General features: G+C 61.3%; 20 protein-coding genes. 8 read left to right on the top strand and 12 right to left on the bottom strand.

Annotation, left to right across the window (positions count from 1 at the left end):
* The first annotated feature begins 116 nt into the window (after positions 1 to 116).
* Both CBW50_RS20500 and CBW50_RS20495 read left to right on the top strand, forming a co-directional pair.
* The gene (locus tag CBW50_RS20500; RefSeq protein ID WP_216356384.1) at positions 117 to 1,010 is read left to right on the top strand and encodes an HTH-type transcriptional regulator ArgP; all 894 of its coding nucleotides are present in this window, start codon (positions 117 to 119) and stop codon (positions 1,008 to 1,010) included.
* A gap of 249 nt (positions 1,011 to 1,259) precedes the next feature.
* A complete protein-coding gene (locus tag CBW50_RS20495; RefSeq protein WP_086147260.1) occupies positions 1,260 to 1,745 on the top strand; it encodes a tetratricopeptide repeat protein in 486 nt (161 codons plus the stop codon).
* Between the two features lie 18 nt (positions 1,746 to 1,763).
* Here the strand turns inward: CBW50_RS20495 and can are convergent, their stop codons facing one another.
* The 7 genes from can to CBW50_RS20460 all read right to left on the bottom strand — a co-directional run bounded on the left by can (position 1,764) and on the right by CBW50_RS20460 (position 10,851).
* Positions 1,764 to 2,435 carry a carbonate dehydratase gene (gene can / locus CBW50_RS20490; protein ID WP_086147259.1) on the bottom strand — a complete coding sequence of 224 codons (672 nt, stop codon included), beginning with the start codon at positions 2,433 to 2,435 and terminating at the stop codon, positions 1,764 to 1,766.
* A gap of 136 nt (positions 2,436 to 2,571) precedes the next feature.
* On the bottom strand, positions 2,572 to 3,705 hold the full coding sequence (dnaJ, locus tag CBW50_RS20485) for a molecular chaperone DnaJ (protein WP_086147258.1): 1,134 nt from the start codon (positions 3,703 to 3,705) through the stop codon (positions 2,572 to 2,574).
* Between the two features lie 163 nt (positions 3,706 to 3,868).
* The gene (gene dnaK, locus CBW50_RS20480; protein WP_086147257.1) at positions 3,869 to 5,812 is read right to left on the bottom strand and encodes a molecular chaperone DnaK; all 1,944 of its coding nucleotides are present in this window, start codon (positions 5,810 to 5,812) and stop codon (positions 3,869 to 3,871) included.
* A gap of 90 nt (positions 5,813 to 5,902) precedes the next feature.
* Complete coding sequence (gene grpE, locus CBW50_RS20475; protein ID WP_034788734.1) at positions 5,903 to 6,439, bottom strand: nucleotide exchange factor GrpE; 537 nt, start codon at positions 6,437 to 6,439, stop codon at positions 5,903 to 5,905.
* A gap of 343 nt (positions 6,440 to 6,782) precedes the next feature.
* Positions 6,783 to 7,892 carry a ferrochelatase gene (gene hemH, locus CBW50_RS20470; protein WP_086147256.1) on the bottom strand — a complete coding sequence of 370 codons (1,110 nt, stop codon included), beginning with the start codon at positions 7,890 to 7,892 and terminating at the stop codon, positions 6,783 to 6,785.
* A gap of 272 nt (positions 7,893 to 8,164) precedes the next feature.
* Positions 8,165 to 9,832 (bottom strand): DNA repair protein RecN, encoded by a 1,668-nt coding sequence (recN, locus tag CBW50_RS20465; protein ID WP_086147255.1) that lies wholly within the window; start codon positions 9,830 to 9,832, stop codon positions 8,165 to 8,167.
* Between the two features lie 47 nt (positions 9,833 to 9,879).
* Positions 9,880 to 10,851: an NAD kinase gene (locus CBW50_RS20460; protein ID WP_226935448.1), complete on the bottom strand. Its 972-nt coding sequence runs from the start codon at positions 10,849 to 10,851 to the stop codon at positions 9,880 to 9,882.
* A gap of 263 nt (positions 10,852 to 11,114) precedes the next feature.
* On the opposite strand from CBW50_RS20460, the gene CBW50_RS20455 reads away from it, so the two are divergent.
* The 4 genes from CBW50_RS20455 to gloA all read left to right on the top strand — a co-directional run bounded on the left by CBW50_RS20455 (position 11,115) and on the right by gloA (position 13,801).
* A complete protein-coding gene (locus CBW50_RS20455) occupies positions 11,115 to 11,381 on the top strand; it encodes a hypothetical protein (RefSeq protein ID WP_086147254.1) in 267 nt (88 codons plus the stop codon).
* Between the two features lie 51 nt (positions 11,382 to 11,432).
* Entirely contained in the window at positions 11,433 to 12,743 is a 1,311-nt protein-coding gene (locus tag CBW50_RS20450; protein ID WP_086147253.1) for a sorbosone dehydrogenase family protein, read from the top strand.
* A gap of 103 nt (positions 12,744 to 12,846) precedes the next feature.
* On the top strand, positions 12,847 to 13,269 hold the full coding sequence (locus tag CBW50_RS20445) for an OsmC family protein (protein ID WP_086147252.1): 423 nt from the start codon (positions 12,847 to 12,849) through the stop codon (positions 13,267 to 13,269).
* 124 nt (positions 13,270 to 13,393) lie between these two features.
* Positions 13,394 to 13,801, top strand: a complete 408-nt coding sequence (gene gloA, locus CBW50_RS20440) for a lactoylglutathione lyase (RefSeq protein ID WP_070311709.1) — start codon at positions 13,394 to 13,396, stop codon at positions 13,799 to 13,801.
* Between the two features lie 4 nt (positions 13,802 to 13,805).
* Here the strand turns inward: gloA and CBW50_RS20435 are convergent, their stop codons facing one another.
* A complete protein-coding gene (locus CBW50_RS20435) occupies positions 13,806 to 14,711 on the bottom strand; it encodes a LysR substrate-binding domain-containing protein (RefSeq protein ID WP_216356383.1) in 906 nt (301 codons plus the stop codon).
* A 93-nt stretch (positions 14,712 to 14,804) separates the two neighbouring features.
* On the opposite strand from CBW50_RS20435, the gene CBW50_RS20430 reads away from it, so the two are divergent.
* Complete coding sequence (locus CBW50_RS20430) at positions 14,805 to 15,272, top strand: DMT family transporter (RefSeq protein WP_086147250.1); 468 nt, start codon at positions 14,805 to 14,807, stop codon at positions 15,270 to 15,272.
* Between the two features lie 69 nt (positions 15,273 to 15,341).
* On the opposite strand, the gene CBW50_RS20425 is transcribed toward CBW50_RS20430, so the two are convergent.
* The 4 genes from CBW50_RS20425 to CBW50_RS20410 all read right to left on the bottom strand — a co-directional run bounded on the left by CBW50_RS20425 (position 15,342) and on the right by CBW50_RS20410 (position 18,616).
* Entirely contained in the window at positions 15,342 to 16,664 is a 1,323-nt protein-coding gene (locus CBW50_RS20425; protein ID WP_086147249.1) for a TolC family outer membrane protein, read from the bottom strand.
* A 143-nt stretch (positions 16,665 to 16,807) separates the two neighbouring features.
* On the bottom strand, positions 16,808 to 17,131 hold the full coding sequence (locus CBW50_RS20420; RefSeq protein WP_086147248.1) for a rhodanese-like domain-containing protein: 324 nt from the start codon (positions 17,129 to 17,131) through the stop codon (positions 16,808 to 16,810).
* 14 nt (positions 17,132 to 17,145) lie between these two features.
* Positions 17,146 to 17,796, bottom strand: coding sequence for a protein-L-isoaspartate O-methyltransferase (locus CBW50_RS20415; protein ID WP_076565841.1), 651 nt, complete (start codon positions 17,794 to 17,796; stop codon positions 17,146 to 17,148).
* A 169-nt stretch (positions 17,797 to 17,965) separates the two neighbouring features.
* A complete protein-coding gene (locus CBW50_RS20410; RefSeq protein WP_086147247.1) occupies positions 17,966 to 18,616 on the bottom strand; it encodes a TetR/AcrR family transcriptional regulator in 651 nt (216 codons plus the stop codon).
* Positions 18,617 to 18,906: 290 nt separating this feature from the next.
* Here CBW50_RS20410 and CBW50_RS20405 point away from each other — a divergent pair, with 290 nt between their 5' ends.
* On the top strand, positions 18,907 to 19,347 hold the full coding sequence (locus tag CBW50_RS20405; protein ID WP_086147246.1) for a helix-turn-helix transcriptional regulator: 441 nt from the start codon (positions 18,907 to 18,909) through the stop codon (positions 19,345 to 19,347).
* The last annotated feature ends 162 nt before the right edge of the window (positions 19,348 to 19,509 follow it).

Genomic DNA, 19,509 nt, shown 5'->3' with positions numbered 1-19,509 from the left:
GAGGCGGCGCGCAGGCGCGCGGCACTCCATCAAAGAGGTATTGTGCACCGCAACACGCCCATCCTTATCAAAAGTAAGTATTATTTAGTATTGATAAATTTTTCTTATGTAAGGCAGTGGCCATGGATCTCAATCCCAAGCACACGGAAGCGTTCCGCGCCGTCGTCGAAACGGGCAGCTTCGAACAGGCCGCGCTGCGGTTGCACCTGACGTCTCCCGCCATTTCCCAGCGCGTGCGGGCGCTGGAAAGCCAGCTGGGCAATGCCTTGGTCGTACGCAGCCGTCCCGCGCGCGCCACGCGCATGGGCCAGCGCCTGATGCAGTATCTGAAGCGGGCCAAGCTGCTGGAAGCGGACTTGCAGGCGGAACTGGCGGTGCAGCAGGATGCCCCGCTGACCCTGGTGCTGGCGCTGAACGCCGATTCGATGGGCACCTGGTTCTTCCCCGCCCTGTCCGAGGTGCTGATACGCGAGCGCGTGCTGCTGGACCTGACCGTGGAAGACCAGGACCACACCTATACTTTGCTGGAGACGGGCATGGCGATCGGCTGCATCAGCACGGAAGCCAAACCCATGCGCGGGTGCACGGCCGAGCCGCTGGGCGTGATGCGCTACTGGCTGGTGGCCACGCCCGCGTTCCGCCAGCAGTGGTTCGCGCACGGGCTGACGCGCAAGGCGGCGCGCACGGCGCCCGTCGTCGCCTACACGCGCAAGGACACCCTGCAGTCGTCGTTCTTGCAGGAGGCGCTGGGGCTGCCGGAAGGCGCCTACCCCTGCCATTACGTGCCGGGCGCCACCTCGCACTTCAACGCCATCCGCTACGGCCTCGGCTACGGCATGGTGCCGGAGTTGCTGCTGAAGGCGAACACGGATGGCGAGCTGGTGGAAATGCTCACGCCCAAGACCCCGGCCGATGTGGCCCTGTACTGGCACACGTGGAAGGTGCAGTCGCCGCGCATGGAGCAACTGTCGCGGCACATCATCGCCGCGGCGCGCAAGATCTTGAAATAGCGATCGCTGCATGCCCCAGCGTTTCAAGGTGACGCGCTCCAGGCGGCCGCGCGACGGCGGCCGTTCGATGGTGACGCAGGCCAGCCCGTCCTGCAAACGAGGTATTTCTCTATGGATATGCACGGCGCGTTGCGCCACGCTGCAACAGCGGCTGTCGCACAATGGCACAGCAGTAACGGTTTTGCCCGGAAATGGCGCTAGCACGCAACTTGCTTATCTACCAATCGTCAATCGTTGACCAGGAAAGCCATGCCCACTCTCGCCCTCTTGCTCGCTCTGCTGCTCGCTGCGCCCTCCCATGCCCAGGAGAGCCAGGATGAAGGCGATCTCAGCTACAAAGCCTATGTACACAGCGACAAGCGCATCAAATGCCTGTACGGCTATGCGGCCGACAAGACGGGCGACCATGCAGCGGCCGTCGCCATCTTTGAAGACTGCATCCGGCGCTGGAATGATGTGTATTCGATGATTTGGCTGGCCCAGCTGTATGAAACGGGCATCGGCGTGACTAAGGATCTGGCGCAGGCGACGGCGCTGATGCGGCGCGGCGCCCATGTGAATGATGATGCCGCCTATGCGCGGCTGGCGCGCTATCACTATGGCGTGGCGCTGGCCGAAGGCCGGGGCACGCCGCAAGACATTCCTCAGGCAAAAACCTGGCTGCGCCGGGCGGCGCAGGAAGGCGTGCGGGAGGCGGCCGATTACCTGGCCCGCCTCGACGGCGCCGCGCCATAGACGCGGCGCCGGCGTCGCTTACGCGATTGCTTCGTAGCGCGCCAGGCGCGTCGCCATGCGCGGCGCCAGCTCGTGGCCGGCCGTGACCGTCACTTCCAGGTCGTTCAGCAAGCCATCCTTCAAGCCGTAGACCCAGCCATGGACGCTGAGTTCCTGGCCCCGTTCCCATGCATCTTGCACGACGGTGGTCTGGCACACGTTCAAGACTTGTTCCACCACATTCAGTTCGCACAGGCGGTCGCCGCGCTGGCGGCTCGTCAGTACGTCGCCCAGGTAGCGTTCGTGCTTCTGGCCCACGTCCTGCACATGGCGCAGCCAGTTGTCGACCAGGCCGATGCGCGTGCCCGTCATGGCCGCATGCACGCCTTTGCAGCCATAATGACCGACGATGATGACATGTTTGACTTTCAGCACGTCCACGGCAAATTGCAGGACGGACAGGCAATTGAGGTCGGAATGCACGACCACATTGGCGATATTGCGGTGCACAAACACGTCGCCAGGCGCCATGCCCAGCAGTTCGTTGGCGGGAACGCGGCTGTCGGAGCAGCCGATCCACAGGTATTCGGGCGATGTCTGCGCTTCCAGGTTCTTGAAGAAGTTCGGGTCTTTTGCCACCATCGAGTCGGCCCAGCGGCGGTTACGCTGCAGCAGTTCCGCCAGGGCCGGGCCATTTTTCGGTTCGGTCATATCGCTCCCATTGTGTAAGTACGACTGCATTGACGGCAGATCGCGCCCATAGGCCGGCGATGTGCGCACATTTCTCAGTCGTAGTGAAAAAAACGCCGGGATGTTGAAGCATCCCGGCGCATGGTATTACGTGTGCTTACTCAAAAAAATCCTTGACCTTGTCTTTCCAGGTCTTGCTTTGCGGACTGTGCTTGGCACCGCCCTCGGTCGTCGACTTTTCAAAGTCGCGCAGCAGGTCTTTCTGTTTTTCCGTCAGTTTCACGGGTGTTTCGATGGCCACGTGGCAGAACAGGTCGCCCGCATAACCGGAGCGCACGCCCTTGATTCCCTTGCCTTTCAGGCGGAAGGTCTTGCCCGACTGGGTGCCTTCCGGGATCGTGAACGACACTTTGCCGTTCAGGGTCGGCACTTCGATTTCGCCGCCCAGGGCCGCCTTGGCGAACGAGATCGGCATTTCGCAATGCAGGTCGTCGCCTTCGCGCTGGAACACGGCGTGCGGCTTGATGTGGATTTCCACATACAGGTCGCCCGACGGACCGCCATTCGTGCCCGGTTCGCCGTTGCCGGACGAACGGATACGCATGCCGTTATCGATACCGACTGGAATTTTCACTTCCAGGGTCTTGTTGCGCTTGATGCGACCGGCGCCGCCGCACGGCGTGCACGGGTCGGTGATGACCTTGCCGCTGCCATGGCATTTCGGGCAGGTTTGCTGGATGCTGAAGAAACCTTGCTGCATGCGCACCTGGCCGTGGCCACCGCAAGTACCGCAGGTGGTCGGCGACGTGCCCGGCTTGGCGCCGCTGCCGTGGCAAGTGTCGCACTTGTCCCAGCTCGGCACGCGAATCGTCGTGTCGAAGCCGTGAGCAGCTTGCTCCAGTGTAATTTCCAGGTTGTAGCGCAAGTCGGCGCCACGGTACACCTGTGGCCCCGCATTGCGGCTGCGTCCACCGCCGCCGCCAAAGATGTCGCCGAAGATATCGCCGAAGCTGTCGGCAAAGCCGCCAGCACCGCCGCCGAAGCCGCCACCGCCGCCCATGTTCGGGTCCACGCCGGCGTGACCATAGCGGTCATACGCATCGCGCTTTTCCGGATTGGTCAGCATCTCGTAGGCTTCTTTGACTTCCTTAAACTTTTCTTCCGATTCCTTGCTATCCGGATTGCGGTCCGGATGGTATTTCATCGCCAGTTTACGGTAAGACTTTTTGATCTCTTCTTCCGAAGCATTTTTTGCGACACCGAGTGTCTCGTAAAAATCACGCTTTGCCATGTTGTCGGCACCTTGCAGTCTATCTACTGATGTAAAAATTACACGAAAAAGCCGAGTCGAGTGCCGCGCTAGGCGCAGCGACTCGGCTCGGCCGGTCTTCGCGGCTAATCCCGCGATGTAGCGTTCAGCCCGGCTGCCCCCAGTTCATGGGAGCGCAAGACAATTACTTGCTGTCTTTGACTTCCTTGAAGTCAGCGTCGACAACGTCGTCCTGCTTGGCGCCTGCATCCGATGCGCCAGCGGCTTGCTGAGCACCTTCCGCGCCGCCGGCAGCTTGCTGCGCTTGCATGTCGGCATACATTTTTTCGCCCAGTTTCTGCGATGCGCTCGACAGTGCTTCCACCTTGGCGTCGATCTCAGCCTTGTCGCCGGCCTTGATGCTTGCTTCCAGGTCGGTGATCGCCGCTTCGATCTTCTCTTTCTCGCCCGCGTCCAGCTTGTCGCCGTATTCGGTCAAGGATTTCCGGGTCGAGTGTACCAGAGCATCGGCCTGGTTGCGCGACTCGGCCAATTCTTTGACCTTCTTGTCTTCTTCCGCGTTCAACTCGGCGTCTTTCACCATCTTCTGGATTTCAGCCTCGGTCAAGCCGGAATTGGCCTTGATCGTGATCTTGTTTTCCTTGCCGGTGGCCTTGTCTTTGGCGCCGACGTGCAAGATGCCGTTGGCGTCGATGTCGAAGGTCACTTCGATCTGTGGCGTGCCGCGTGCTGCTGGCGGGATGCCTTCCAGATTGAATTCGCCCAGGCCCTTGTTGCCGGCGGCGATTTCGCGCTCACCCTGGAAGACCTTGATGGTCACCGCAGGCTGGTTGTCGTCGGCCGTCGAGAAAACCTGGCTGAACTTGGTCGGAATCGTCGTGTTTTTGTGGATCATCTTGGTCATCACACCGCCCAGGGTTTCGATACCCAGGGACAGAGGAGTGACGTCCAGCAACAGCAAGTCCTTGCGTTCGCCCGACAGGACCGAACCTTGAATGGCTGCGCCCACGGCGACGGCTTCGTCCGGGTTCACGTCCTTGCGTGGATCCTTGCCGAAGAATTCCTTCACTTTTTCCTGCACCTTCGGCATACGGGTCATGCCGCCGACCAGGATGATGTCATCGATGTCCGACACTTTCACGCCAGCATCTTTGATAGCGGTGCGGCATGGTTCCATCGTGGCCGTGATCAGCTCTTCCACCAGCGATTCCAGCTTGGCGCGGGTCATCTTCAGGTTCAAGTGGACCGGTGCGCCATTCGCCATGGCGATGTACGGCTCGTTGATCTCGGTTTGTTGCGACGACGACAACTCGATCTTCGCGCGCTCGGCCGAAGCCTTGATGCGCTGCAGGGCGATCGGATCTTTTTTCAGGTCGATGCCGTTGATCTTCTTGAACTCGTCGATGATGTAATCGATGACGCGCTGGTCGAAGTCTTCGCCGCCCAGGAAGGTGTCGCCGTTGGTCGACAGCACTTCAAATTGTTTCTCACCATCAACATCCGCGATTTCGATGATCGACACGTCGAACGTACCGCCACCCAAGTCATACACGGCGATTTTACGGTCGCCTTTTTCGGTCTTGTCCAGGCCGAATGCCAGCGCTGCCGCGGTTGGCTCGTTGATGATGCGCTTGACGTCCAGGCCGGCGATACGGCCGGCATCCTTGGTAGCCTGGCGCTGCGAGTCATTGAAGTAGGCAGGCACGGTGATGACGGCTTCGGTGACTTCTTCGCCGAGGTAGTCTTCTGCCGTTTTCTTCATCTTGCGCAGGACTTCAGCCGAAATTTGCGGCGGCGCCAGTTTTTTGTCGCGCACGCCGATCCATGCATCGCCGTTGTCGGCTTTCATGATTTGGTAAGGCATCAGGCCGATGTCTTTTTGTACTTCTTTTTCGTCGAACTTGCGACCGATCAAACGCTTCACTGCGTACAGCGTGTTTTTCGGGTTGGTCACGGCCTGGCGTTTCGCCGGCGCGCCGACGAGGATCTCGCCATCTTCTTGATAAGCAATAATCGACGGCGTCGTGCGTGCGCCTTCAGCGTTTTCGATTACCTTTGGTTGACCGTTTTCCATGATGGAAACGCAGGAATTCGTGGTTCCCAGATCGATACCGATAATTCTACCCATGATTTTTTCCTTTTATTTGCTAGATTTCAGATGGTTCTTATATGTGGCAAAGCGGCATGGTTTCAAGGCTTGCTTGATGCCGCGCTCTGATTATTTTGCTTGCGCGGTGGTGACAATGGCCGGACGCAACAGGCGGTCCGCAATCATATAGCCCTTTTGCAAGACTGACACGATGGTATTGGCTTCCTGTTCCGCTGGCACCACGGCAACAGCCTGGTGTTTCATCGGATCGAGCTTCTCGCCCTGCACTGGCAGCACTTCCACCAGGCGATTGCGCTCGAACGCGGCGTTCAGTTGCTTCAGGGTCATCTCGACGCCTTCTTTCAGCGATTCGATGGTCGGTGCTTCCACCGTCAGCGCCGTTTCCAGGCTGTCTTTCACCGGCACCATGGCTTCGGCAAAGCTTTCCACTGCGAATTTATGCGCTTTAGCAACATCTTCCTGCGCGCGGCGGCGGATATTTTCGCCATCGGCCTTGGCGCGCATGAAGGCATCGTGCATCTCTGCAAGACGCGCTTCGGTACTCGCCAGCTGCTCTTCCAAAGTAGGCTCTGCGGGAGTCGATGGGGCAGTCGCCGCGGCGTCCGCTTGCGGATTAGGTACAGCTTGGTTTTCCTGATCTTGCATCTGAAAAGCTCCTACAATCAATGACTTAAATGAGTTAGTCTAACTATCTTTACAACACTAACGGGCAGATGGGGCTATATCCTATTGTTTCAAGGGGTATTCATGGTCAAACCAGGGATAACATCGTTCCATGTTACAGCTTATTACAAAGCACTTCCCATTTCGGGCCGCGATCCGTGCGCGCCCCCTTGATTTTCCAGGCTTCCCACGACAAAGCGGGCATTCTACCAGCCCCGCCGCAGCCGTCGCCACTGGCAGCGTTGCTATATGGATAGTCTGTTGGCCGCGCCAGACATGACAAAGCCGCGCAAGCGCGGCTTTTATGACTAAAAAACAATTCTCTTCAATTCGCCGCCCCCAGGGCCAGGGCCGCCGCGCGCGCCTGCGCGCCCGCTTTCTTGTCCGCTTCGCGCTGCGGCGCCGTCTTCATCGTCGGCCAGCCGATCATGTGCTGCTCGGCAATTTCCGCCATGCCGGCGATCCAGGCCGGCGTTTCATTCAGGCAAGCGATATAGTGAAACTGCTGGCCGCCGGCCGTTTCGAAATCATGCTTCGCTTCCATGGCGATCTCTTCCAGGGTTTCCAGGCAATCGCTGGTAAAGCCGGGACACAGCAGGTCGACACGCTTGATGCCCTGTTGCGCCAGCGCCACCAGGGTGGGCGCCGTGTACGGCTGCAGCCATTCGGCCTTGCCGAAGCGCGACTGGAAGGTCACCACATATTGCTCTTTAGTTAATTTCAACTTTTCCGCCAGCAAGCGCGCCGTTTTCAGGCACTGGCAATGGTAGGGGTCGCCCAGCAGCAAAGTACGCTTCGGCACGCCATGGAAACTCATCACCAGTTTTTCCGGACGGCCATGCGCTTCCCAGTGGTTGAGCACGGAATCGCGCAAGGCGTCGATATACGTGTCGTGCTCGTGATATTGCTTGATAAAACGCAATTCCGGCACATTGCGCACGGTGGCGTAATGGGCGAATACGGCGTCGTAGATGGAACCCGTCGTCGTACCCGAATATTGCGGATACGCGGGCAGGATGGCGATGCGCTCGCAGCCTTCGCTTTTCAGCTGGGCCAGCACCTCGGGCAAGGAAGGCGAACCGTAGCGCATGGCCATGGCCACCGTCACACCGTCATGGCCCCGCTCGGCCAGGGCGCCGGCCAGCAATTTCGCCTGCTTTTGCGTATGCACTTTCAGGGGCGAGCCGTCGCGCGTCCAGATCGACGCGTATTTTTTGGCCGACTGGCCCGAGCGGAACGGCAAAATGATCAGGTTCAGGATGAACCACCAGACCAGGCGGGGAATTTCCACCACGCGCGGATCCGACAGGAATTGTTTCAGGTAGCGCCGCACGGCCGACGACGTGGGCGCATCGGGCGTGCCCAGGTTGACCAGCACCACGGCGCTGCGGTCGATGCTGCCATGCGTGTACGGCGGTTCAGTTTGAAATGACATGAAGGTTCTTCGAAGGCGTTGGAGGGATTAGTCGACCATTATAGTTACATTGCGTCAACATCGGGAAAGATGGAAAGGAACGGCATAAGGCTAACTGCCATTCTCACCAGACCGGTTTACGCTAACAACGCCTAACAAAACCGTAGCGAGCGGCAGCGAGGCTCGGCGCCCCCGTTGGCCTGAGAAGCGCAGCTGTGCGAAGCACGGGGCCGCCGAGGCAGTGAGCATCGCAGGCCGCAAATCGCGACGCGCAGTAGGTTTGGTTAGGTGTACTAGATAGCCAGCAACTCGCGCGCATGCTTGCGCGTGGTGGCCGTGATTTCCAGGCCGCCCAGCATGCGCGCCACTTCTTCCACGCGGGCCTTGGCGTCGAGCATGTCGATGCGCGACGCCGTCTTGCCGTTGTCCAGGGTACTTTTTGCCACCTGGAAATGCTGATTGGCCTGGCTGGCCACCTGCGGCAAGTGGGTCACGCACAGCACCTGCCGTCCCTGCCCCAGGCGTTTTAATAGCCGTCCCACGACTTCGGCGACGGCGCCGCCGATGCCGCTGTCGACCTCGTCGAAGATCAGGGTCGGCGTGGTGGTGGCGTGCGAGGTGATGACGGAAATGGCCAGCGCGATGCGCGCCAGTTCGCCGCCGGACGCCACTTTCGCCAGCGAACGGGGCGCCGTGCCCGCGTGGCCGGCGACGAGGAATTCCACTTGTTCGAGGCCATGCGCGGCCGGTACGCACGGGTGCAGGGCGATCTCGAAGCTGCCGCCCGTCATGCTCAGGTCCTGCATGGCGCGCGTGACGGCCTGCCCCAGCTCCAGGGCGGCGGCGCGGCGCGTGGCGGACAATCGTTCGGCCACGGCGCGGTACTCGGCTTCGATCTTCGCTTCCTGGCGCAGCAAGCCCTCGATATCGGAAGCGTCGGCCAGGTGCTGCAGCTTTTCCGACAGCTTGGCATGTTCTTCAGGCAACTCTTCGGGCGTGACGCGGAATTTGCGGGCCGTGCTGTGCATGGCTTCCATGCGCGCGTCGAGCTGGTGCAAACGCTCCGGGTCGAGCTCCACGCGGTCCAGGTAATTGTTCAGCGCGTACACGGATTCCTGCAGCTGGATGCGCGACGATTCGATCAGGTCGACGATCGGCTGCAGTTCCGCATCGACGGAGACGAGCTTGCCCAGCTTCTGGTTCAGGGCTGACAATTGCGACACGATGGGGTGGTCTTCCGACTCGGAAATGAGGGACAAGGCTTCCTGCGCCCCTTCCAGCAGGCTGGCCGCGTGCGACAGGCGGCTGTGCTCGTTCGTGATCTCCGTCCATTCGCCCGGCTTGGCGGCCAGTTTTTCCAGTTCGCCGACTTGCCACTCCAGGCGTTCGCGCTCGTACAGCACGTTGGCGGCATTCGTTTCAAACTCTTCTCTCTGGCGCACGAGGGCGCGCCAGCGCTTGTGCAGGGCCGCCACTTGCCGCGCGTCCTGTTCCGACCCCGCTTCGCGCGCCGTCGCCTGGCCGTCGAGCAAGGCGCGCTGCGCTTCGCTCTTCAGCAAGGACTGGTGCGCGTGCTGGCCGTGGATGTCGACCAGCATGTCGCCCAGCTCGCGCAATTGCGCCGCCGTGGCGGGAATGCCGTTGATGTACGCCTTCGAGCGGCCCGCATTGTCGATCACGCGGCGCAGCAGGGCGCCGCCATCGTCGTTGGCGAATTCATTGGCCACCAGCCAGGCTTGCGCCACCTCGCTGACGGAGAAATCGGCCGTGATGTCGGCCTTGGCCGCGCCTTCGCGCACCACGCTGGCGTCGCCGCGCCCGCCCAGCGCCAGGGTCAGCGCATCAATGAGGATGGACTTGCCGGCCCCCGTCTCGCCCGTCAGCACGCTGAAGCCGGCGGAAAATTCCAGTTCAATGGTATCGACAATGACAAAATCGCGAATGGACAGTGTATGGAGCATGGCTTCAGTGGTTAGGCGGCGCACCGCGGGTTGACGTGGAGAAACTATTAGCTGAGCTTGCCCTCGCCCGACGGGTACTCATTCCAGTGCAGTTTTTCACGCAGGGTGTTGTAGTAGCTCCACCCCTCCGGATGCAGGAAGGTAATCGTGTGCGGCGAACGGCGAATGAGGATGCGGTCTTGCTGGACCAGGCTGGCAAAGGTCTGCATGTCGAAGTTGACGCTGATATCGCGCCCGCGCACGATTTCCACGACGATCTGGCTGGAATCGGGCAGGACGATGGGGCGGTTCGACAGCGCATGCGGGGCGATCGGCACGAGCACGATGCCGCCCAGGGTCGGGTGCAGCAGCGGGCCGCCGGCCGACAGCGCATACGCGGTCGAGCCGGTGGGCGTGGCGATGATCAGGCCGTCTGAGCGCTGGTTGTACATGAAGTGGCCGTCGACCTCGACGCGCAGTTCGGCCATGCCGGCGCCGCCGCCGCGCGAGACGACGACATCGTTGACGGCCATGCCCACGTGAATCGACTCGCCGTCGCGCAGCACGCTGCCTTCGAGCAAAGTGCGGCGTTCGGCCTTGAAGCGGCCGCCAAGGATTTGCGCCAGGACAGGCAGCATGCGCTCGAGCGGGATATCCGTCATGAAGCCCAGCCGCCCTTGATTGATACCGATCAAAGGAACATCGAATGGCGCCAGCTGGCGCGCGATACCGAGCATGGTGCCGTCGCCGCCCATGACGATGGCGCAATCGGCGGCGGCGCCGATTTCGGCGGGCGACATGGCGTGCACGCCGGGAAACGCCAGGTTCAGATGCGCGGCCGTCTCCGCCTCGAAGACCACCGTGTGGCCCAGCACTTGCAGGAAATCGACGATGCTTTTAACGGGTTCGGCAATGCCATCCGTATTCTGGCGCACGACCAGGGCGATGGTCTTGGCGCCCAGGTTGAAGCGCTCGCCCGGGGCTGGCAAGGTCGCGGCTGGCTGTTCGGCTCGCTGGTCGGCGTAGTTATCGACGGGCATAAAAATCTCGGTAGTGAATTCGGTGGCAAGCCGCCCCCTGGCTGTCGCGTCGCATGCCGCCATCGCATAATACTGTATATATGAACAGTATAGTGCGCTTGCCGCATGCCTGCAAGGGGCGTTCTCTGTGTTGCACGCAGTGTAGCGCAGAAAAAGAATCGTCCATGCGTGCGCCAGCGCTCCATTGCCGGGCAAATCCGCTTGCGTGGTCCCGCCGGCGGCGGGACACTGGCGGGACGTCATTCTTTCCTTCAGGAGGCCATATGGTTGCCCAACATAGCGAACGCAAGATCAACACAGATGAAAAGGTGAAAAATGACGGTATCGACCGCCTGCCGCACGAGCGCGATGAGGCGCCCGACGCGCAAAACGTGCGCCCGCGCAAGATCATGCGGCAGGCGGCCAGCGACCTGGAGCAAGGCCTGGTCGATACGGACCGCCGCGCCCAGCCCGGCGTGGAAAAGGTCAAGCCCACCGCGCCGCAGCAGGCCCGCCCCGACCCGCAACTGGAACCAAAAAAGGCGCGCTGACTCCAACTGTCACGCCCCGCTACGCGCACTGCGCATGTTATGGAGTACGCCATGCACCGTTACGTCAGTTCATTCCTGCTGGCCGCTGTCTGCGGCACTCATCTCGCCCACGCCCAGGCGCCCGCCATGCCCGTAGGTTTCGGCCCGCAGCCCGCGCTGCCCGCGCCGGACAAGCAACTGATTCCCACCGTCAACGTGGCGCCCGTGCAGCGCTGGACGGCCGGAGAGCGCCCGGCTGTCGCGGCGGGGCTGGCCATCCGCGCCTATGCGCGCGGGCTCGACCATCCACGCTGGCTGTACGTCTTGCCGAACGGCGACGTGCTCGTGGCGGAAACGAATGCCCCGCCGAAACCGGACGACAGCAAGGGCATCAAGGGCGCCATCATGCAGATGCAGATGAAAAAAGCGGGCGCCGCCACGCTCAGCGCCAACCGCATCACCCTGCTGCGCGGCATCGATAGCAACGGCGCGGCGCAAACGCGCAGCATCTTCCTGCAAGGCTTGCACTCGCCATTCGGCATGGCCCTGGTCGGCAACGATCTGTACATCGCCAACGCGGACGCCCTCGTGCGCTTTCCCTACGAAACAGGTCAGACCGCCATCACGGCCGCCGGCACCAAGGTAATGGATTTGCCGGGAGGCCCCATCAATCATCACTGGACCAAGAACGTCGTCGCCAGCCCCGACGGCAAGTTTCTCTATGTTGCCGTCGGGTCGAACAGCAATGCGGGCGAAAACGGCATGGCGGCCGAACAGGGCCGCGCCGCCATCTGGCAATTCACCCGCGCCACGGGCAAGGCGCGCGTGTATGCGACGGGCTTGCGCAATCCCGTGGGAATGGCCTGGCAACCCGGGACGGGCGCCCTGTGGACGGCCGTCAATGAGCGCGACGAACTGGGCGACGACCTCGTACCCGACTACATGACCTCCGTCAAGGATGGCGCGTTTTACGGCTGGCCCTACAGTTACTTCGGCCAGCATGTCGATGCGCGGATCCAGCCGCCCCGTCCCGAACTGGTCGCCACGGCTGTTGCCCCCGACTATGCGCTCGGTGCGCACACGGCCTCGCTGGGCCTGGCGTTTTATGACGGCAGCTTGCTGCCCGAACGCTACCGGGGCGGCGCCTTCATCGGCCAGCACGGTTCATGGAACCGCAAGCCCTACAGCGGCTATAAAGTCATCTTTGTTCCGTTTGCCGATGGCGTGCCCAGCGGTCCTCCGCAGGACGTCGTCGCCGGCTTCCTCGACAGGGCTGGCCATGCGCATGGGCGCCCCGTCGGCGTGGCCGTCGACAAGGCCGGCGCGCTGCTGGTGGCGGACGACGTGGGCAATGTCGTCTGGCGCGTGACGCCGGCGCCGTGAGCGGCGATGCCCCGCCGCGCATGCCCCCCTGTGTGGCGCAACGAACGGAAGCGCCAGGGCGGGACGTGCATGATGGGCGCTCGAACCACGCAAGGAGTACATCATGAAAAAAACAGGATCAGCCGTCTGGAGTGGCGGCCTTAAGGATGGCAAAGGATTCATCTCCACCGAAAGCGGTGCGCTCGACAATGTGGCCTATGGTTTCAACACGCGCTTCGAAGACGGTCCCGGCAGCAATCCGGAAGAACTGATCGGCGCGGCCCATGCGGCCTGCTTCACCATGGCCCTGTCCGGCCAGCTGGGCGAGGCTGGCTTGCGCGCCACGGCCCTGAAAACCACAGCTGATGTCAGCCTGGAAAAAATCGATGGCAGCTATGCCATCACGGCCGTCCACCTGACCCTGGTGGCCACCATTCCCGGCGCCAGCGACGAAGCGTTCCAGGACGCGGCCCTGCGCGCCAAGCTCGGCTGCCCCGTGTCCAAATTGCTGGCCACGGAAATCACCCTGGACGCCCATCTGGAGTAATTCCAGAGGGACCAAGGTCACCGCCCGCTGCCGTCGCATCACCGGGCGGCAGGGGCGGTCTCGGCACGAAAGCCGCAAAACGCATAAAATCCTGCCATTCCCCTATCACCCTCAAGGATTTACGATGCGTATTTTGCACACCATGTTGCGGGTCGGCGACCTGCAGCGCTCCATCGATTTTTACACGAACGTCCTGGGCATGAAGCTGCTGCGCACCAGCGACAATCCGGAATACCAGTACACGCTGGCCTTCGTCGGCTACGGTTCAAACCCGGACCATGCGGAACTGGAACTGACGTATAACTATGGCACCACCAGCTACGAGCTGGGTACGGCATACGGCCACATTGCCATCTCGGCCGACGATATCGTCGCCGCCTGCGATGCGGCACGCGCGAATGGCGGCAACGTCACGCGCGAACCGGGCCCCGTCAAGGGCGGCAACACGGTCATCGCCTTCATCACCGACCCGGACGGCTACAAGATCGAATTGATCGAACGCAAATTCGACGGCCAGGGCGGCGGGCTGTAAAGCTTCAGCCTGCTTCGGCGGCCGTTGCAATGGCCGCGCGCAGCCAGGCGATGCCGGCATCGCCGTCCGTGCGGCGGTGCCGTATCACTTCAAACGCAAACGGCGCGATGGCGAACGGCGCGCAGCATAGCGCCAGCCCCTGCGCCGCAGCGCCCTGCAAGGCGCGCCGCGCCACCGTCAAAATCATGTCCGTCCCCATCAACAGCTCGGGTGCGACCGTCCAGTACGGCACGCGCACGGCGATGCGGCGCGCCTGGCCCAGCTGGGCCAATGCCGCGTCGACTTCGGCGGCCATGCCCCCTTCGCCGGACGCCACTAGCACGTGCGAGCGCGCCAGATAGGCCTGCAAGCTCAAGGGCTCGCCCGGCGCCAGGCTGGCCGGGTCCAGCGCGCATATGAAGGTTTCCTCAAATAAAGTTTCTCTATGTAACTGCTCGGGCAGTTGCGGGAACACGCCCAGCGCCAGGTCGATCTCGCCATCCTGCACGCCAGCGATCACGGCCGGGCGGCTCGCATAGCTGACGGCCAGATCGATGCCGGGCGCTTCCACGCGCAAGCGCCGCAGCAATGCGGGCAGGATCAGCGCCGCCCCGTAATCCGACATGGCCAGGCGAAACACGCGCTGCGCCGTGGCCGCCTCGAAGACGGCGCCGCCGAGCACGGAACGCACGCTTTGCAGGGCGTCGGCCAGCGGCCGCGCCAGTTCCAGGGCACGCGCCGTCGGCTGGAAGCCGCCCTTGCCGCGCAGCAACAGCGGATCGTCGAGCAAGTGGCGCAGGCGCGCCAGCGCATGGCTGACGGCGGGCTGGCTCATGTGCAGGCGCTCGGCCGCGCGCGACAGATGGCGCTCACTGAGCAGCGCATCCAGGATCACCAGCAAGTTCAAATCGACTGACCGCAGATTATTCATTTGGTGCATAGTTTGGTGACAAACTACGAATTGGATTTAATCACGACAGCATAATACGATGACGCCATCAACTCAACACGCATGGAGTCGCACATGAACGGATGGATCACCTTGTTTGCCCCGCTGGCCATGCTGGCCGGCGCCGTCGTCCCCTTCCAGGCGGGCGCGAACGCCGCGCTGGGCCGCAATCTGGGCCACCCGCTGTGGGCCACCCTCGCCTCGCTGGCCGTCAGCGCCGTGCTCGCGTCGCTCGTGATGCTGGTCTGGCGGGTGCCGGCGCCCGATGTCAGCCTCGCCATGCGCGGGCCGGGCTGGTCCTGGCTGGGCGGCGCGGCCGGCGTGTTTTATATTACGGCCGCGCTGATGCTGGCGCCGCGCATGGGGGCCGGGCCCTTCATGGCGGCCGTCATCGGCGGGCAGATGCTGGCCGCATTGGCCATCGACCGCTATGGTTTGCTGAGATTTGCCGTCAAGCATATTTCTCCGCTGCACTGGGCCGGAGCGGGCCTGGTGGTGGCCGGGGTCGTGCTGACACAGTTCGCCAACAGCCGCGCCGCGTAACAAGAGCCCCGGACGAAAAAAAACCAGCACCGCTGCCGGTGCTGGTTTTCATGTAGAGCAAGAACGCGCTTACTTGTCGAGCAAGGCGTTGACGGGCATCAAGTCCGTTTCCTTCAGGGTGCCGGCCGCGGCCTTCAGGCGCAAGCCGTTCATGATGGTGTCGTAGCGGGCTTTCGACAGGTCTTTCTGCGTCGAGAACAGTTGTTTCTGTGCATTCAGCACGTCGATATTGATGCGCACGCCCACCTGGTAGCCGAGCTGGTTCGATTCCAGCGCCGATTTGCTCGACACTTCCGCCGCTTCCAGCGCCTTCACTTGCGCCAAGCCACTGTTGACGCCGAGGAAAGCCTGGCGCGCGCCTTGCGATGCCGCGCGGCGTGCCGTTTCCAGGTCGTTGCGGGCCTTGTTTTCCAGCGCAATCGATTCGCGCACCTTGCTGGTAACGGCAAAGCCGCTGAAGATCGGGATGCTCCATTGCACGCCGATGGCGTTGTTGTTGGAATTGCCGTTGCCGCCGCCCGTCGTATAGGTGTGGCCAGCGTTGGCGATCAGGTCCAGGGTCGGATAGTGGCCGGCGCGGTTGCGGCCGATGTCGCGCTTGGCCGATTCCACGTTGAACTGGGCCGTGACGACGCCGTAGTTCTGCTCTTCCGCCGAGCTCACCCACGGATCGATGGCGGCCGGTTCCGGCGCGCTGAGGACCACGCCCGTGCGCATCGGCGCCAGGCTCGTTGGCGCTTCGCCGATGATGGTTTGCAGGGCGCTGCGCTTGTTGGCCAGGTCGTTGATGGCGGCAAATTCCTGCGCCACCACCAGGTCGTACGCCGCTTGCGCTTCGTGCGTGTCGGTAATCGTTTGCGTGCCAACCTCGAAGTTGCGCTTGGCCGATGCCAGCTGCTCCGTCGTGGCGACTTTTTGCGCCTGCGTGGCGCCCAGGTTGTCTTGCGCGCTGAGCACGTCGAAATACGCCTGCGCCACGCGCGTGATCAGATCTTGTTGCACTTGTGCAAATTGCGCTTCAGCAATTGCCTGTGCCAGCTTGCTTTGCTGATAGCTTTCCCAGCGATCCCAGCGGAACAGCGGCTGCGCCAGGGTCAGGTTGTAGGTATTCGTGTGCACCTTGACGGTCGGCATGGAGATCGTGCTGGTGATCGGCTCGATGCTGTTGCGCGTATTGCTGCCCGAGGCGGACACTTGCGGCAACAAGCCTGCCAGCCCCTGCGGAACCCGCTCCATCCCGGCCGACAGGGCCGCGCGCGCACTGGCGTACTGCGCGTCATTGGCCAGCGCCTGCTGGTACACCTGGATGAGATCGGCCGCCTGCGCTTGCAGCGAACATGTCAGCGAGACAAAGGCGCTGCTCATCAGTACGGCGATAAGGGGTTTCCGCATTGCATTTCTCCGTTGGAGTCGTCAAAAGTTGATGGAATCAAAAATCTGCTACCGCTTGCCTGCTACCCGCCGGGTAAGCGGGGTACAGGTCTCCGCAGGCATGCGGGAAAGCATGCCTGGAAGTGCATCTACTGCAAAATAACTTAGTATTTAGGCATGCTGCTGTCGACTTGCAGCGCCCAGGCGTGAACGCCGCCCGTCAAATTACTGATCTTGCCAAAACCATGGCGTTCCAGGAAAGCCGCCACTTGCATGCTGCGCGCGCCGTGGTGGCAGATGCAGACGATTTCGGCATCCTCATCGAGGTCGTCGATGCGTGCCGGAATCGAATTCATCTGCATCAGGGTGGCGCCGTCGAGGTGGCACAGCTCAAACTCCCACTGCTCGCGCACATCCAGCAAGAGCGGACGCGGGCGGGAAGTGTCAGCCAGCCAGGCGGCCAGCTGCGGTGCGCTCAAATGCTCCATCGCGTCTCCGTCGCTTAGAACTGGAAGTGCGACGGCGCCACTGCCTGCAAGGGCGTGACATTGGTTTCAAACAGCTTGCGCGTGTCGTAGGCCTTGTCCGAGCTGCGCGTGATCAAATGCGCGGACATGATCGGTGCCTCGCCGATGATGGCCAGGATGCGGCCGCCCACTTTTACTTGTTGCAACAGCGCTTCCGGCAACACGGACAGGGCGCCGGAAACGACGATCACGTCGTACGGCGCACCCTTGCTCCAGCCCTGGGCGCCGTCGCCCAGTTCCACGGTCACGTTGGTCACGCCATTGGCGGCCAGGTTCTGCTCGGCCAGGGTTTTCAATTGGGGAACGATTTCCACGCTCGTCACATGACGCGCCTTGTGCGCCAGCAAGGCGGCCATGTAGCCGCTGCCGGTGCCGATTTCCAGCACATTCTCATGCTTCTTGACGGCTACGTCTTGCAAAATGCGCGCTTCCAGCTTCGGCGTGAACATGCATTCGCCGCCGCCCAGTGGAATTTCGGTATCGACGAAGGCCAGGTTTTTATAGGCGGCCGGCACGAAATCTTCACGCTTGACCACGTTCAACAGCTCCAGCACGTCGAGATCCAGTACGTCCCACGGACGGATTTGCTGTTCGATCATATTGAAGCGGGCTTGTTCGATATTCATCTTTGGACTCGGTAAGTGAAGTAATAATCCGCCATTTTATCGTTGAACTGGCTGAAAGCACATGTTAACCATAAAGACGGGGAATGGAGGAAATTTGCGACGATCTGCAGATTTGAGGGGGCGAACCTTGGAAAAGGGGCAACTGAACGGTGGAAGCGGACTCCGCACGTCAGCTTTTCCCGGGCGCCTCCACCTGCAGGCTGCGCAAGCTCATGTCGATAAAGGCATCCATGTAGGCGAGCGGGTCGATGTTCTTGACCTCGCATGGCAGGAAGGAATGCGTCCACATCATGAGCATGGTGACGGGCGCGCCGAGGATGGTGCTGACCAGCACGGGATCGACCTGGCGGAATTCGCCGCGCTGCATGCCCCGCTCGAGCAGGCTGACGACCAGCGCATGGCCGCGCGTGACGACTTCTTCGTTGTAAAACTGCGCCAGTTCCGGGAAATTGTTCGCCTCGGCCATCATCAGCTTGGTCAAGCCGGCCAGTTTGGTGGCGCCGAACTCTTCCCACCATTGCATCATCACCTTGCGCAGCAGGTCGGCGCTGCTGTCTTCCGAGGCGGCCATGCTGTTTTCCGCCTCGCCGATCGACTGCACGATATTGTCGCGCACCACGGCCTTGAACAGTTCCTGTTTGTTCTCGAAGTACAGGTACAAGGTGCCCTTCGACACACCCGCCCGCTTGGCCACATCTTCCAGGCGCGTCGACGCGAAACCCCGTTCGACGAACAGGTCGAGGGCGGCGGCGAGCAATTCCTGGGGGCGGGCATCCTTGCGCCGCTCCCAGCGGGGCTTGGTATCAATCGGGGCTTGCATGTATCTTTCCAAGTAACTTACTTTTGAGTCATTAATATTAGACCTGTCTGCCGCCAAGGTCAAGCGCTGCCCGTGTTACGTCGGAATAGAAACTTGAACAGCGTAATAGAAACTTGAATGGGCGATCAGGTCGTTTTAATAACAACTTGAATCATATAAGTAGTTGAGGGTTTCCGTAAGGGTGGCTACGTGCCGTGCTTTCTGGGGCAGGGTCATATTTTTATTGACAAAGGAAAAAACGTGTCCATAATACTCCTATTAATAGTTTTATTTACTTCTAAAGTTGGTATATGAGCCCATTCTCAACAGTATTTCGGGAATTGCGCATATTTTGCGAGCTACGGCAGGCTGAATTCGCCTCCCAACTTGGCTACGAACAAAGTTATATCTCAGCTATTGAGCTGGGCACCAAGGGGCCGCCATCCATCGATTTCATCGAGCGCCTGGTGCAGCGTTTGCAGCTTGACGAGCATTGGAAGAAGCGCTTGCTTGAAGCGCTGGACGAGTCCCAACGAAAAATTATGTTGCCCAATGAGGCGCCAGATGAGCTGTACAGGATGTTCAATGAACTTCGGCGCCAGATCGGTGCATTGCACCCGGCCCAAGTGGAATTGATACGAATGGCATTGCGCATGCCTGTCATGTTGTCGCACCCACCTTTCAAACCTTTGCGCCCTCTCAAGCGCAAAGGAGAACCAGACAGAACCGATGTGGTCGAAATAATACGGTAATGCCAAGCTGGTGGCTTGGCATCAGATCAGGACGAGACGGTTGGCCACTGTGCCTCGCGCTATTAATCCTGCTCTGCCAAAGCATCACGTAAATAGTCGCACTCGATAGTCGTGTATTGACCGACGTCCATAATGTGAGCTATTTACCTCCAAAATTTGAGC

It is taken from the genome of Janthinobacterium sp. GW458P (genome assembly GCF_002127585.1).
In the GTDB taxonomy this organism is placed as follows: domain Bacteria; phylum Pseudomonadota; class Gammaproteobacteria; order Burkholderiales; family Burkholderiaceae_D; genus Janthinobacterium.
The sequence above is the reverse complement of the archived record's forward strand: the minus strand, read 5'-3'. Positions and strand labels throughout refer to the sequence as shown.

Coding starts and splice junctions, on each gene's coding strand:
- CBW50_RS20495 (WP_086147260.1), top strand. CDS start 1,260: ATGCCCACTCTCGCCCTCTTGCTCGCTCTGCTGCTCGCTGCGCCCTCC.
- can (WP_086147259.1), bottom strand. CDS start 2,435: ATGACCGAACCGAAAAATGGCCCGGCCCTGGCGGAACTGCTGCAGCGT.
- dnaJ (WP_086147258.1), bottom strand. CDS start 3,705: ATGGCAAAGCGTGATTTTTACGAGACACTCGGTGTCGCAAAAAATGCT.
- dnaK (WP_086147257.1), bottom strand. CDS start 5,812: ATGGGTAGAATTATCGGTATCGATCTGGGAACCACGAATTCCTGCGTT.
- grpE (WP_034788734.1), bottom strand. CDS start 6,439: ATGCAAGATCAGGAAAACCAAGCTGTACCTAATCCGCAAGCGGACGCC.
- hemH (WP_086147256.1), bottom strand. CDS start 7,892: ATGTCATTTCAAACTGAACCGCCGTACACGCATGGCAGCATCGACCGC.
- recN (WP_086147255.1), bottom strand. CDS start 9,832: ATGCTCCATACACTGTCCATTCGCGATTTTGTCATTGTCGATACCATT.
- CBW50_RS20460 (WP_226935448.1), bottom strand. CDS start 10,851: ATGCCCGTCGATAACTACGCCGACCAGCGAGCCGAACAGCCAGCCGCG.
- CBW50_RS20455 (WP_086147254.1), top strand. CDS start 11,115: ATGGTTGCCCAACATAGCGAACGCAAGATCAACACAGATGAAAAGGTG.
- CBW50_RS20450 (WP_086147253.1), top strand. CDS start 11,433: ATGCACCGTTACGTCAGTTCATTCCTGCTGGCCGCTGTCTGCGGCACT.
- CBW50_RS20445 (WP_086147252.1), top strand. CDS start 12,847: ATGAAAAAAACAGGATCAGCCGTCTGGAGTGGCGGCCTTAAGGATGGC.
- gloA (WP_070311709.1), top strand. CDS start 13,394: ATGCGTATTTTGCACACCATGTTGCGGGTCGGCGACCTGCAGCGCTCC.
- CBW50_RS20435 (WP_216356383.1), bottom strand. CDS start 14,711: ATGAATAATCTGCGGTCAGTCGATTTGAACTTGCTGGTGATCCTGGAT.
- CBW50_RS20430 (WP_086147250.1), top strand. CDS start 14,805: ATGAACGGATGGATCACCTTGTTTGCCCCGCTGGCCATGCTGGCCGGC.
- CBW50_RS20425 (WP_086147249.1), bottom strand. CDS start 16,664: ATGCGGAAACCCCTTATCGCCGTACTGATGAGCAGCGCCTTTGTCTCG.
- CBW50_RS20420 (WP_086147248.1), bottom strand. CDS start 17,131: ATGGAGCATTTGAGCGCACCGCAGCTGGCCGCCTGGCTGGCTGACACT.
- CBW50_RS20415 (WP_076565841.1), bottom strand. CDS start 17,796: ATGAATATCGAACAAGCCCGCTTCAATATGATCGAACAGCAAATCCGT.
- CBW50_RS20410 (WP_086147247.1), bottom strand. CDS start 18,616: ATGCAAGCCCCGATTGATACCAAGCCCCGCTGGGAGCGGCGCAAGGAT.
- CBW50_RS20405 (WP_086147246.1), top strand. CDS start 18,907: ATGAGCCCATTCTCAACAGTATTTCGGGAATTGCGCATATTTTGCGAG.